Below are 13025 nucleotides of genomic sequence, written 5' to 3' on the forward strand. Positions count from 1 at the left end.
GGATGCTGGCATGAGCCATTCAACGACGAATACCTCCGATGTCCTTGCCCTCGATTCCCTCTTGAGCTCCGAGGAGCTGGAGCTTCGCGAGAAGGTCCGTGATTTCACGGACCAGCGGATCCGGCCGAACATCGCCCGCTGGTACGAGGACGCGGTGTTCCCGCGGGAACTGCCGGCGGAACTCGGCGAACTCGGCGTCCTGGGCATGCACCTGGAGGGCTACGGCTGCCCGGGCCGCACCGCCGTCGAATATGGCCTCGCCGCGATGGAGCTCGAGGCCGGCGATTCCGGCATCCGGACCTTCGTATCGGTCCAGGGCTCCCTGGCCATGACGGCGATCCACAAGTGGGGCAGCGAAGAGCAGAAGGAACAATGGCTCCCGCGCATGTCCGCCGGCGAACTGATCGGCTGTTTTGCCTTGACAGAGCCGACGGCGGGTTCGGATCCGTCGTCGATGGCCAGCTTTGCGCGCCGCGACGGGACGGCCGACGACGCCGGCTGGGTGCTGAATGGTTCCAAGCGCTGGATCGGGATGGCATCGATCGCCGACGTCATGATCGTGTGGGCAAACACTGACGACGGCATCCGGGGCTTCCTGGTTCCGGCCGGCACTCCGGGAGTCACCGCGACTCCCATCGACGCGAAGCTCTCCATGCGCGCCTCGATCCAGTGCGATGTGGTGTTCAACGCCGTCCGGCTGGGTCCGGAGGCACTCCTCCCGGGTGCCGTTGGCCTCCGCGGCCCGTTCTCCTGCCTCAACGAGGCGCGTTACGGCATTGCCTGGGGTGCCATGGGCGCGGCCCGTGACTCCTACGAGGCCGCGCTCGAATATGCCGGAAGCCGCATGCAATTCGGCAAACCCTTGGCCAGCTACCAGTTGACCCAGGAGAAGCTCGTGAACATGGTCCTGGAAATCCAGAAGGGCACCATGCTCGCGCTCCATCTTGGACGGCTCAAGGATGCAGGCAAACTGCGACCGGAACAGATCTCGGTGGGCAAGCTCAACAATGTGCGCGAGGCAATCAAGATCGCCCGCGAAGCCCGCACCATCCTCGGTGGCAACGGCATCACGCTGGATTACCCGCCGTTGCGCCATGCCAACAACCTGGAATCAGTGCGCACCTACGAAGGGACGGACGAGGTACACGCGCTGATCCTGGGCCAACACATTACGGGGGTTCCGGCTTTCCGCTAGCTTCCAGCGCGAGGATCAGGCTCCGACAGGAACCGGTTCCTTCTTCCCCGCGTCCTTGCGGATTGTCGCGCTGATGACGGCGGCCACCGTGCACATCGCTGCCGCGCCGATCCATGCATAGGTGTAATGGCCCGTGGCGTCACGGATGTAACCCGCGAGCAACGCGGCAGCCGCGGCCCCGAGCTGGTGCGCCGCGAAGACCCAGCCAAACACCACCGAACCGTCCGCGCCGAACACCTTCCGGCAGATGGCCGCCGTCGGGGGCACAGTGGCTACCCAGTCCAGGCCGTAGACCACAACGAACAGGATCATGCTGGGTTGCACCGTGGACCCCAGAAGCACGGGCAGCACCAACAGCCCGACCCCCCGGAACTGGTAATAAACGGCGAGGAGCACCTTGGGATTGAAGCGGTCCGTCAACCACCCGGAAGCGATGGTGCCCACGATGTCGAAGATCCCGACGACGGCCAGCAAGCCTGCCGCGGTGGTTTCCGGCATTCCGTGGTCGTGCGCCGAGGGAATGAAGTGGGTGCCGATCAGGCCGTTGGTGGTGGCACCGCAGATGGCGAAACCGGCAACCAAGGCCCAGAAGGTGCGCACTTTGCTGGCGCGTTTGAGCACCTGCAGTGCCCGCACGGCGGCGTTGGGCGCCTTGGAGCCTTCAGCTGTGGTGGCGTCCGCAACCGGAGCGGTGCCCGCCGTCGTGGGCTGCTCTTCTTCGGCACCGTAAGGCTGGACCCCGACGTCGGCAGGTGAGTTCTTGAGCCAGCGCAGCACGAGCGGCACCACCGCGAGCGCTCCGGCTGCGATCAGCAGCGAGGCGCCGCGCCAGCCCGGGCTCTGCGCGAGCACCGCGATGAAGGGCAGGAACACAAGCTGCCCGGCGGCGCTGCCCGCCGTCAGTATGCCGATCACCAGTCCGCGGTTCTTGGAGAACCAGGTGTTGGCGATGGTGGCCGCGAAAACCAGGGCCATGGATCCGGTGCCGAGCCCGATCAGCACACCCCAGGTCAGCAGGATCTGCCAGGACTGGTTCACGAATACCGTCAGGGCGGAGCCGAGGCCGATCAGGCAGAGGGCGATCGAGGTGACCGTCCGGATTCCGAAGCGCTCCATCAGTGCGGCCGCGAAGGGCGCGGTGAGGCCGAACAACACCAGGTTGATACTGACGGCGAGCGACAGGACGGTTGTTGACCAGCCGAATTCCTGTTGCAGCGGCACCATCAGCACGCCTGGCGCTGCCCGGAATCCGGCTGCGCCCACAAGGGCCAGAAACGCGACGGCGGCCACCATCCAAGCGGGGTGGAGGCGCCGCTTCCGCGGGGTCTTGCCGGCTGATTTCCCTGCGGAAAGTTCCGTGGGATTGGGTGCGGTCATGCGGAGGGCTCCGATTCGTTCGGGAGGTCATGTCTAGTGGGAGCAGTGGCCAAGGCCAACGGGTGTTCCGATCGTGTGAGGCTATGCCAGCTGGTGTTGGCGGCGGTCAGCCGGGTCCCGCAGTGCGAGCAGGTATCAGCCGACGCCGTCGGCAGTCCGCAACCGTTGTGGATCACGCGCATGTGGGCGTTGTCCGCCGGGGCATCGAGATGTTTCTCGGACCACAGGATGATGGCGTTCAAGACAGGCATGGCATCCTCGCCCTTGGGGGTGAGGACGTACTCCTGGCGCATCCGAGCACCATCCAGATAGGGCCGTTGGGCAAGGAGGCCCGCTTCAACCAGCCAACCCAGTCTTTTGCTGAGGACGTTGTCTGCGATCTGGAGCCGGGTCTTGATGGCATCGAAGCGCCCGTTGCCGAAGAAGACTTCCCGCAGCACCAGACTTCCCCAGGGGTCTCCCAGGACATCGAGGCCGCGGGCCAGGCTGCACGTCCGCTCGGACCAATCGGATCGTAAGGGCATGGTTTGAGATTAGCTGGCTTTTCTAAAGAAAGCTAGGTGTTTCCGTGCGTGGCCATCAAGAGACCGCACGGTGGCCGGATGGTGTCCACGAATTTTACCGAGGGTTTATCCGGAGAGCCTAGATTCGCAGGGTCAATCCCGCTTACGAAAGGCACTCTCTTCGATGTCAACGGACACCCCGCAAACGAAGAATCATTCCAACGCTGGAATCTCCCGACGAGGCTTTCTCGGCACCGCCGCCGCGGCCACAGCCCTCGCAGCCACGGGTTCGCTCTTGCCGCCTTCCGTCCAGGCAGCCATGGCCAAACCGGTGGCACCGGGAAGCCTCCAGTCCATCAAGCACGTCATTGTGCTCATGCAGGAGAACCGCTCCTTCGACCACTACTTCGGTTCGCTCCGCGGCGTACGCGGCTACGCAGACAAGTCCATCATCCGGCTGCCCAATGGCCGTTCCATGTTCGAACAGCCTCGCTCCACTGGCGAGAGCGTCCTGCCGTTCTCACTTCGCAAAGCTGCGGAGCTCGCCGGCCGGCCGGATTCGGATATCCAGTACCTGAACGCCTTGGACCACTCCTTCTCGGGCACTACTGCAGCGTGGAACCACGGCTGGTGCGACAAGTGGGTTCCGGCCAAGAGCGCCTCCACCATGACGTTCTATGAGCGCTCGGACATCCCCTTGCAGTACGAGCTCGCTGACACGTTCACGATCTGCGATGCCTACCACTGCTCCGTGAACGGCTCCACCAACCCCAACCGCAACTACCTCTGGAGCGGCACCACGGGAACCGAGCCCGGCAGCACCAAGCGTGCCGTGACGAACGCCGCCTACAGCTACGACCATGGGGGCTACAACTGGACCACTTACCCGGAACGGCTTGAACAGGCCGGCATCTCCTGGCAGATCTACCAGGATTGGGACAACTTCACGGACAACGCGGTGGAGTACTTCCAGACATTCAAGGCGATCGGCCACAAGATGCTGGCAGCCGTGGACGGGAACCTGCGCACCACCGAGGAGTTCTACGACAAACTCGCGGGCAAGGCGCCGGCCGAGCAGGACCGGCTCCTGGCCCAGTTGGAACAAGCCCGGGGGCTCCTGAGCGACGCCGAGAAGGCCCTCTTCGACAAGGGCATGCGTCGTGGCCGCCCTAACACCCTCTTGCAGCGCCTCAGCGCAGACATCAGCGCCGGTTCCCTGCCGAAAGTCAGCTGGCTTGTACCCTCCGCTGCCGATTCCGAACACCCCAGTTCCTCCACGCCTGTGGGAAGCGCCAACTTCGTCTACCGCCTGCTGGACACCGTTGCCAGCAACCCGGACATCTGGGCCAGCACCGCCATCTTCCTGAATTTCGACGAGAACGATGGCTACTTCGACCATGTTCCCCCGCCCGTGCAGCCGCGCCCGGAATCGGGCGAATCCACGGACTGGACCACGGCGTTGCCCGTTGGCCTCGGACCCCGTGTCCCCATGACCGTCGTGTCACCGTGGACCATCGGGGGCTATGTCAGCTCCGAGGTTTTCGACCACACCTCCGTCATCCGTTTCCTGGAGCGCTGGACCGGCGTGCAGGAACCAAACATTTCGCCGTGGCGCCGTGAGGTGTGCGGTGACCTGACCGGCGTCTTCAATTTCGACGCCGCGGGCACGCCGCCGGTCCTGGATCACCCGGGCCCGGTGCCGGCCAAGATCTCCCGCTGGCGTCCGAACCCGCCGGCCGTGCAGGTGGCACCCATCCAGGAATCCGGAAGCCGACCGGCACGCCCGCTCCCCTACCGGCCACGGACATCCGCTGCGGTGACGACCGGCGGCATCACGCTCTCGTTGGACAACAACGGCACGCAGTCTGCGCACTTCGCCGTCTACGGCTACGCGGGCGAGGTTACTGAGCCACGGCACCTCGATGTGAAAAGCCCTCTGACTGTGGAGTTGCCTGTTGTCGGAGGCTCCTTCGACGTGATCGTCACCGGCCCCAACCGTTACCAATACGAACTGAAGGGCTCGACGGCGGGTGCCGCGGCCGGCGTCGACGTCACCGTCAATGGCCCGCGCGGCAAGAAGGAGGTGGAAATCGAGTTGCGCAACAACGGAGCCAAGACCGTCCAGCTCAACATCGCAGCGCTGCAGTACGCCGGGGATAAAGACCAGCAGGTCTTGAAGCCGGGCCAGAAGAAGAAGATCGGATGGCCGACGCTCCAGGGCTGGTACGACGTCGAAGTCACCTCGCCTGACGATTCCTCCTTCCGTCGCCGCCTCACGGGTCGCGAAGAAGACGGCCAGGTGGGCATCTCCGGCTAGGGGGACTCCACTTCTGACCATGTTTGAATGCAGATCGGCCGGGACACGCCGCTGTGATGGCGCGTCCCGGCCGATCCGTTCATCAAAGAAGGTCAGAAATGGAGGGGGCTTTCAGTCGGTGATGTTGCCGATCGCCTGCTCGAGGTCCGCAATCAGGTCTTCGACCTCCTCGATGCCACAGGAAAGCCGGATCAGGTTCACCGGCACGGCCAACTCGGTCCCCTTGACCGAAGCGTGCGTCATCTCCGACGGGTAGTTCATGAGGGACTCGATGCCGCCCAGGGACTCGGCCAGCGTGAAGACCTGGGTGGACTCGGCCACCTTGCGGGCGGCGGCTTCGCCGCCCTTGAACTGCACGGAAATCATGCCACCGAATTTCTTCATCTGCTTGGCCGCGAGCTCGTGGCCCGGGTGGGAAGGCAGGCCCGGGTACAGCACGGCTTCAACCTCGGGGCGCTCAAGCAACCATTCAGCCACGGCCTGCGCGTTCTCGCTGTGGCGGTCCATGCGCACACCGAGCGTCTTGAGGCCCCGGGTGGTCAGGAACGCATCCATAGGTCCGGAGACGGCGCCGACAGCGAACTGCACAAAGCCGATCTTTTCGGCCAGTTCGGCATCCTTGACCACGATCGCTCCGCCCACGACGTCCGAGTGGCCGCCGATGTACTTGGTGGTCGAGTGGACCACGACGTCGGCACCCAGGGCGAGCGGCGTCTGCAAGTAGGGCGAAGCGAAGGTGTTGTCGACGACAAGGAGGGCCCCGGCGTCGTGCGCTACTTTGGCGAGCGCTTCGATATCGGTGATCTTCATCATCGGGTTTGAAGGAGTCTCCACCCAGACGATGCGGGTCTTGTTCGCCGCGACGGCCGCCGCAACGGCGTCAAGGTTGGACATGTCCACTGGTGTGTTGCCGATGCCCCATGCACCGAGCACGCGGTTGATGAGCCGGTAGGTTCCGCCGTACGCGTCGTTGCCGAGGACGATATGGTCGCCGGGCCGGGCAACGGCGCGGATCAGGGAGTCCTCGGCGGCGAGGCCCGAGCTGAAGCTGTAGGCGTGGGTTCCACCTTCCAGCGCGGCGAGCTGCTCCTGCAGAGCATCGCGGGTGGGGTTGCCGCCGCGGCCGTATTCGTAGCCGTCGCGCAGTCCGCCTATGCCGTCCTGGGCATACGTCGAGCTGAAGTGCAGCGGCGGGACCACGGCGCCCGTTCGCGGTTCGAAGGCCTGGCCGGCGTGGACGGCACGCGTGTTGAATCCTGCTTCGTTTGCAGACATATGAACTCCTAGTGTCAGTTGCTCAGGTAGGCGAGAAGGTCGTGGCGGGTCAGGATGCCCACGGGAGCTCCGACGAACGTCACCATGACGGTGTCGACGTCGGAAAGCAGCTCGCGCGCGGCGGAGATGGTTTCCAAGAAGCCGATGACGGGCAAGCGCTCCCCCATGTGCTCGGAGATCTTGTCGGTCAATTTCGCCTCGCCGCGGAACAGCTTGGAGGTCAGCGTGCGCTCATCGACGGCGCCGAGCACCTCGCCCATGACCACCGGCGGTTCCTGCGAGAGGACCGGGATGTGCGAAACCCCGAATTCGTTCATGATGTTGATGACATCGCGGACGGTCTCGTTGGGATGGATGTGGACGAGGTCCGGCATCTCGCCCGTCTTGGACTTCAAAACCTCGCCAACCGAGGCTTCCTCCCCGCCGGAGAGGAAACCGTAGGAGCGCATCCACTTGTCGTTGAAGATCTTCGCCAGGTAGCCGCGCCCGGAGTCCGGCAGGATCACGACGACGACGGCTTCCTCGCCAAGGTCTTTGGCCACCTGCAACGCGGCAACCACTGCCATCCCAGAGGAGCCACCCACCAAAAGGCCTTCCTCGCGGGCCAGACGCCGGGTCATCTCGAAGGAGTCGGCGTCGCTGACGGCAATGACATCGTCGGGCACAGTCTTGTCGTAGTTGGCCGGCCACATGTCCTCGCCGACGCCTTCCACGAAATAGGGCCGCCCGGTGCCGCCCGAGTAGACCGAGCCTGCCGGGTCCGCGCCGATGACCTTGACGCGGCCGCCGTCGGACTCCGGCCGGTTGGCCGACACATCCTTGAGGTACCGCCCCGTGCCCGTGATGGTGCCGCCCGTGCCCGCGCCGATCACGACGTGGGTGATCTTCCCGTCGGTGTCACGCCAGATTTCGGGGCCGGTGGTTTCGTAGTGGCTGCCGGGGGCGGCGGGGTTGGAGAACTGGTCCGGCTTGTAGGCTCCGGGGATTTCCGACACGAGCCGGTCGGAGACGCTGTAGTAGCTTTGCGGACTGTCCGGGGCCACGGAAGTGGGAGTGACCACAACTTCGGCGCCGTACGCCTGAAGCACGGCACGCTTGTCCTCGCCCACTTTGTCGGGGACAACGAAGATGCACCTGTAGCCCTTTTGCTGTGCCACGAGGGCGAGCCCGACGCCGGTATTGCCCGAGGTCGGTTCCACGATGGTTCCGCCCGGCTTGAGCTTTCCGTCCCGCTCTGCCTCCTCGATCATCTTCACCGCGATGCGGTCTTTGATCGAGCCGCCGGGGTTCACATATTCGAGCTTCACCAGAATGGTGGCTTTGATGTCCCCGGTCACGTGGTTGAGCTTGATGAGCGGTGTATTGCCAATGAGGTCCAAGACGGACTGGGCGTACTTCATAGGTACCAAGTTACCGCTTGGTCGGGAGTGCTTCCGTGCAGACGGGGTCCGGGGCGGTGGCGGGTCCGCGTCCGCTTCGCGTCTAGCCAAAAGATGGCCTCGCGGGGCAAGCTAGCGGGGACACCCTCCAGCGAAAGGACATGCACCATGGATTGGACCCTCGAAGTGGTTGTGCTCCCCGTGAGTGACATTGACCGTGCCATCGAGTTCTACCGCGACAAAGTGGGCTTCAACCTCGACCACAACACCACCAACGAGCACATGCACGTGGCGCAGCTGACCCCGCCGGGCTCCGGATGTTCGATCGTCGTCGGAGACCTGCCAGCGCAGAGCGAGATGGCTCCGGGTTCCATGCGGGGCCTTCAACTTGTGGTGGCGGACGCGCGTGCTGCACGCGAGGAATTGCTTAGCCGCGGAGTCGATGCCAGCGAAATCACCGTCTTCGACGAGCGCGACGGCGGCACGTTCTTCGGCTTCAGCGATCCGGACGGAAACACCTGGGCGGTGCAGGAACTCAAGGTCCGCGCCGAGAAGCCATTGATTCCGGCGGAGGCCCGCGGGCGCTTCGGAGAATAGGCAATCGGCTCACTCGGCCGGTGCAGTGCCTCCTGCCGAAGAATCGGTCTGCCAGAGGCCCAGGATGTTGCCTTCAGTGTCCTTGAAATAGGCGTAGTAGCCCATTCCCGGAACAGCATCCTTGCCTTTGACCACTGAACCGCCCGCACTCTCGATTTGGCCGAGCGATGCCTCGATGTCTTCTACGTCGACCGTGATGATGGGAGTCTTCAGCTCTTCCGAGCGCGGAAACAGTGCGCCATTGATGGCCCCGGGCGAGCTCGGCATGCCCGTCTGCGGGTCTGACGGCGTGGTGATTGCGATCGTGTAGTCCATCTCCTGCATGGGGTTGAGCATCCAGCCGAAGGCACCCTGGTAGAAAGTGTTGGCCCGCTCTTTGTCGTCCGCGGGGATTTCAAAATGCACAACACCGGCCATTGCGTTCTCCTGAAATTGTCATGGAAGGCGCAGACGCCCCGCGCCACACGTGGAGTCTAGTCGTGTGGGTTTCGCGGCGTAAGGGGGCTGGAACGACGCACTTTTGGAGCGTTGTCTCACGAGCATGCGACCATGAATGAATGACCATCGTCGATGCCCCACCCGCCGCAGCGGCTGCGGCCGACGCGTCGGTGCGATGGCACGCCGGCGGCCCTTTCGATCTTCTGCAGACACTCGGAATCCTCATGCGCGGCAACGGCGATCCGTCGTTCGCTGCGCGGCAGGACGGCGTGTGGATGGCGTTGACGACGCCGGACGGTCCGGCCACCTTGCGCCTCGCCGCCGCGGGAACCGGCCAAGACACTCATGTGGATGCCCAGGCCTGGGGTTCCGGCGCCGATTCGGCAATCGCCTCTGTGCCTGCACTGTTGGGGAGCGGGGACGACTGGTCCGGCTTTGACGAGGCTGCGTTCCATGCGACTCTTCCGCGGATGGTCAGGGAAGCCCGACGCCGGAACCTCGCCGTCCGCTTGCCTACCACCGGCCGCGTGGTGGACTCCCTCGTGCCCACGATTCTTGAGCAAAAGGTCACCACTATCGAAGCCCGCCGGGGTTACCGCTACCTGATGTACCGTTACGGGACCGCAGCACCGAGCGGGCGCCGCCTTTCGACGTCGAGCCTGCCGTCGGGCCTGCTCGTCGCGCCGACCGCCGCCCAATGGTTGGCCATTCCTTCATGGGAATGGCACAAGGCCGGCGTGGGTCCCCAGCGTTCTGCAACAGTCATGCGGGCGCTGCGATCCGCCGTCGCGCTTGAACGGCTCGCCTCACTCAGCGCGGCGGAGGCCGGGGCCAAGATGCAGACGATTCCTGGCATTGGCATCTGGACGGCTGCCGAGGTGGTCCAGCGGACCCACGGCTGCCCGGATTCGATCGCCGTGGGCGACTACCACTTGGCCTCGTATGTCGGTTACGCGCTCACGGGAAGAAAGACGGACGACGCCGGAATGATCGCCCTCCTGGAGCCATGGCGTGGGCACCGGCAGCGGGTAGTCCGGATGCTCGGGCTGAGCGGCTTCCGCAAGCCGACCTTCGGACCCCGGATGACCATCCAGGACCACCGAGGACACTAGCAACGCGGGGTCACTTACGGCCCATGTTGCTGCCCGGCATGGGCCATAACTGACCCCGCGTTGAGGGTTTCGCCCGCTTGATCCGGGCAATCAGGCCGGTGAACCCTTCGGCCAGGTCATCGGCGTTGACCTTGAAGTAGGACCAGCCGGCGCTGGTGAAAGCCTCGTCCCTCCGGTTGTCCCTTGTCTGCCGCTCCCGCGTGAGATGCGGGGCGCCGTCATACTGCACAGCGATCCGGAACCGCCGGTACCCCAGGTCAGCGGAAGGCGACCACAGATCGCCCGGATCGAGGCGGAGCTGCAATTCCGGTTCAGGCAATCGCGCCTCCACCATGGCCAGCCGCAGGAATGTCTCCGGAAACGAATCTGCTCCTACCCGCATGTCTTCAAGGGCAAGCCGGGCTTTCTCCACGCCTTTCATGTTCGGATGCTGCCGAATCAGGAGCCGCAGCCCGTCCTTGTTCGCGTAGGGGTCCGCCCTTCCTTCAAGGCCCGGCCGGGGCATGCGGATTAACTGGTCTCCCATGGCAATCACGTACCGCAGCGGCAACTGCTGCGCCAGGTCAAGCCACGTCCTGGATGGAGAGGACACAGGAACTCCGGCGATTTCCGTGACTTCGCCCGGGAGGACACGGACTCGGTGCCCCGTCACTCCGGTTCGTCGGACCCTGGGAAGCGCATGGGGCTTGCTGAGGTGGACTGCCTCGCCGCCGCCCAGCCACGGAGGAAGGCCAAGGCGGGTCAATATCGCGGCGCTCTCATGGGACACCCAGGCGCCCGGTGTTGCCGCGGCAAGGATCCGTGCCCTTTCGGCGAACTCAAACTCGCGCCCCGCAGGCAAGTAGATCAGGCGGCCGCCGTCGGACACGTCCCTGGCCCGGAGCCGCTTCGGAGCGACGCCAAGCACGCGGGATTCATAGACCGTGAAGGGACGGTTACTGAGTTCCTTCGGCAGCGGAATGATGCGGACCATAGGATCCAGTTTGGCCGCAATTTGACCCCACCAAGGAGTTATCCACAGGCAGACTTCCAACCACGCCAACGCGGGGTCACTTACGGCCCATGTCGCTGGCCAGCATGGGCCGTAAGTGACCCCGCGTTGGAATTAGAGTCCGAGGCGGGCGATCGCTTCTTCGCGCATGTCGATCTTGCGCACCTTGCCGGACACCGTCATGGGGAAGCTCTCCCGGATGTCCACGTAGCGCGGGATCTTGTAGTGGGCCAGTTTGCCGCGGCAGAACTCCTGCACCCCGTCCAAGTCCAATGTTGCTCCCGGTTTGAGGATGATGCAGGCCATCAGCTCCTCGCCGTACTTGGCATCCGGAACGCCGATAACCTGGACATCCTGGATTGCGGGATGCCTGTACAGGAACTCCTCGATTTCCCGGGGATAGACGTTCTCGCCGCCACGGATGACCATGTCCTTCATACGGCCTTCGATCACGATGAAGCCATCCGGATCCATCCGGGCGAGGTCGCCGGTGTGCATCCAGCCATCGTCGTCGATAGCCTCGGCTGTCTTCTCGGGCTGGCCCCAATACCCGGCCATCACGGCGTAGCCCCGGGTGCACAGTTCGCCGATCCCGCCGCGTTCAAGTGTCTCGCCGGTGCCTGGATCCACGATCTTGGACTCCAGCCGAGGCATCGTGCGCCCGACGGTCGTAGTCCTCTGCTCCAGAGTGTCGGCAGCGAGGGTCATGGTGGACACGGGCGACGTCTCGGTCATTCCGTAGCAAATGGCCACGTCCCGCATGTTCATCTCCGCGATGACACGCTCCATGACCTCGATAGGGCACAGTGAGCCCGCCATGACGCCGGTTCGTAGCGTCGAGAGGTCGTAGGAGGCGAAATCCGGCAAAGCCAACTCGGCGATGAACATCGTTGGCACGCCGTACAGCGAGGTCCCGCCAAAATCCTGCACGGCTTCCAGGGCGGCAGCCGGGGTGAATCCGCGCCCGGGAATGATGGTGGCTGCCCCGAAGCTCAGGGCGTTCAGGTTCCCGATGACCATGCCGAAACAGTGGTAGAACGGCACCGGAAGGACCACCCGGTCGCGTTCCGTGTATCCCAGCAGCCTGCCGATCTGGTTGCCGTTGTTGAGGATGTTGTGGTGGGTCAGCGTGGCGCCCTTGGGGAAACCCGTGGTCCCCGAGGTGTACTGAAGATTGATGGGATCGTGCGGGTCCAGTTCCGCCATACGAGCCCTGAGCGCTGAGGGCACGACGTCGTCCGCTCGCTTGAGCAGTTCGGCGTACGTCAGCTCGGCGTCGGTTTGCGGTTCGCCTGCGTTGAGCATGTCCAGTCCCAGATCGGGAAGGAACACCAGTTCCCGAAGCTCGGGGCAGCTGGCCAAAGCTTCCCGGGCCATGCCCACATAGTCGCTGTTCTTGTCCGCTGGCGCGGCCACCAGCATCCGCATGCCGTTCTGGCGGACCACGAATTCGAGTTCGTGGCTGCGGTAGGCCGGGTTGACGTTGACCAGGATCGCGCCGACCTTCGCCGTGGCGTATTGCAGGATGGTCCATTCAGCGCAGTTCGGGCTCCAGATGCCTACCCTGTCACCCTTGGCGATGCCCGTGGCGAGCAGCGCGCGGGCGAGCCGGTCGACGTCGTCGTTCAGTTTTTCGTAGCTCCAGCGCCGAGCCTCATCTCCAGGCACCACGGCGGCTTCGATGAGCGCATCCCGCAACGGAAACCGCGCCGCGACGCGTTCAAAGTTGGCGCCGATCGTCTCTTCAAGCAGCGGGACGTCAGTGTCCCCGGCTGTGTAGGAAAGCATGAACGCACGCTACCAACTCCGCGGGGCCAAGAGAAGACTTTTGCTTGGAAGTC

General features: G+C 64.4%; 11 protein-coding genes. 4 read left to right on the forward strand and 7 right to left on the reverse strand.

Features of this window, described 5'->3' with window-relative positions:
- The first annotated feature begins 10 nt into the window (after positions 1–10).
- Entirely contained in the window at positions 11–1195 is a 1185-nt protein-coding gene (locus tag LFT47_RS16540) for an acyl-CoA dehydrogenase family protein (protein ID WP_236812358.1), read from the forward strand.
- Positions 1196–1210: 15 nt separating this feature from the next.
- Here LFT47_RS16540 and LFT47_RS16545 read toward each other — a convergent pair whose 3' ends face one another.
- On the reverse strand, positions 1211–2572 hold the full coding sequence (locus LFT47_RS16545) for an MFS transporter (RefSeq protein WP_236812360.1): 1362 nt from the start codon (positions 2570–2572) through the stop codon (positions 1211–1213).
- On the reverse strand, positions 2569–3096 hold the full coding sequence (locus tag LFT47_RS16550; RefSeq protein WP_236812362.1) for a winged helix-turn-helix transcriptional regulator: 528 nt from the start codon (positions 3094–3096) through the stop codon (positions 2569–2571). Before LFT47_RS16550 ends, LFT47_RS16545 begins: the two co-directional genes overlap by 4 nt.
- Positions 3097–3259: 163 nt before the next feature.
- On the opposite strand from LFT47_RS16550, the gene LFT47_RS16555 reads away from it, so the two are divergent.
- Positions 3260–5392, forward strand: a complete 2133-nt coding sequence (locus LFT47_RS16555) for a phosphocholine-specific phospholipase C (RefSeq protein WP_236812364.1) — start codon at positions 3260–3262, stop codon at positions 5390–5392.
- Between the two features lie 111 nt (positions 5393–5503).
- On the opposite strand, the gene LFT47_RS16560 is transcribed toward LFT47_RS16555, so the two are convergent.
- Positions 5504–6667, reverse strand: coding sequence for a cystathionine gamma-synthase (locus LFT47_RS16560; protein WP_236812366.1), 1164 nt, complete (start codon positions 6665–6667; stop codon positions 5504–5506).
- A gap of 14 nt (positions 6668–6681) precedes the next feature.
- The gene (locus tag LFT47_RS16565) at positions 6682–8067 is read right to left on the reverse strand and encodes a cystathionine beta-synthase (protein ID WP_236812368.1); all 1386 of its coding nucleotides are present in this window, start codon (positions 8065–8067) and stop codon (positions 6682–6684) included.
- A gap of 147 nt (positions 8068–8214) precedes the next feature.
- Here LFT47_RS16565 and LFT47_RS16570 point away from each other — a divergent pair, with 147 nt between their 5' ends.
- Positions 8215–8643 carry a VOC family protein gene (locus LFT47_RS16570; protein ID WP_236812370.1) on the forward strand — a complete coding sequence of 143 codons (429 nt, stop codon included), beginning with the start codon at positions 8215–8217 and terminating at the stop codon, positions 8641–8643.
- Between the two features lie 9 nt (positions 8644–8652).
- Here LFT47_RS16570 and LFT47_RS16575 read toward each other — a convergent pair whose 3' ends face one another.
- Positions 8653–9060, reverse strand: coding sequence for a VOC family protein (locus tag LFT47_RS16575; RefSeq protein WP_236812371.1), 408 nt, complete (start codon positions 9058–9060; stop codon positions 8653–8655).
- A 140-nt stretch (positions 9061–9200) separates the two neighbouring features.
- On the opposite strand from LFT47_RS16575, the gene LFT47_RS16580 reads away from it, so the two are divergent.
- Positions 9201–10193, forward strand: coding sequence for a DNA-3-methyladenine glycosylase family protein (locus LFT47_RS16580; protein WP_236812372.1), 993 nt, complete (start codon positions 9201–9203; stop codon positions 10191–10193).
- 10 nt (positions 10194–10203) lie between these two features.
- Here the strand turns inward: LFT47_RS16580 and LFT47_RS16585 are convergent, their stop codons facing one another.
- On the reverse strand, positions 10204–11166 hold the full coding sequence (locus LFT47_RS16585; protein ID WP_236812373.1) for a hypothetical protein: 963 nt from the start codon (positions 11164–11166) through the stop codon (positions 10204–10206).
- A gap of 132 nt (positions 11167–11298) precedes the next feature.
- Positions 11299–12972: an AMP-binding protein gene (locus tag LFT47_RS16590; protein WP_236812374.1), complete on the reverse strand. Its 1674-nt coding sequence runs from the start codon at positions 12970–12972 to the stop codon at positions 11299–11301.
- Positions 12973–13025 lie beyond the last annotated feature (53 nt).

Origin of the sequence: Arthrobacter sp. FW306-2-2C-D06B (assembly GCF_021789175.1) — a bacterium.
Lineage (GTDB): Bacteria > Actinomycetota > Actinomycetes > Actinomycetales > Micrococcaceae > Arthrobacter.

Bases quoted from the DNA above. Each gene is read 5' to 3' on its own strand.
- LFT47_RS16580 (WP_236812372.1), top strand. From the start codon at position 9,201: ATGACCATCGTCGATGCCCCACCCGCCGCAGCGGCTGCGGCCGACGCG.
- LFT47_RS16575 (WP_236812371.1), bottom strand. From the start codon at position 9,060: ATGGCCGGTGTTGTGCATTTTGAAATCCCCGCGGACGACAAAGAGCGG.
- LFT47_RS16540 (WP_236812358.1), top strand. From the start codon at position 11: ATGAGCCATTCAACGACGAATACCTCCGATGTCCTTGCCCTCGATTCC.
- LFT47_RS16555 (WP_236812364.1), top strand. From the start codon at position 3,260: ATGTCAACGGACACCCCGCAAACGAAGAATCATTCCAACGCTGGAATC.
- LFT47_RS16585 (WP_236812373.1), bottom strand. From the start codon at position 11,166: ATGGTCCGCATCATTCCGCTGCCGAAGGAACTCAGTAACCGTCCCTTC.
- LFT47_RS16560 (WP_236812366.1), bottom strand. From the start codon at position 6,667: ATGTCTGCAAACGAAGCAGGATTCAACACGCGTGCCGTCCACGCCGGC.
- LFT47_RS16545 (WP_236812360.1), bottom strand. From the start codon at position 2,572: ATGACCGCACCCAATCCCACGGAACTTTCCGCAGGGAAATCAGCCGGC.
- LFT47_RS16550 (WP_236812362.1), bottom strand. From the start codon at position 3,096: ATGCCCTTACGATCCGATTGGTCCGAGCGGACGTGCAGCCTGGCCCGC.
- LFT47_RS16590 (WP_236812374.1), bottom strand. From the start codon at position 12,972: ATGCTTTCCTACACAGCCGGGGACACTGACGTCCCGCTGCTTGAAGAG.
- LFT47_RS16570 (WP_236812370.1), top strand. From the start codon at position 8,215: ATGGATTGGACCCTCGAAGTGGTTGTGCTCCCCGTGAGTGACATTGAC.
- LFT47_RS16565 (WP_236812368.1), bottom strand. From the start codon at position 8,067: ATGAAGTACGCCCAGTCCGTCTTGGACCTCATTGGCAATACACCGCTC.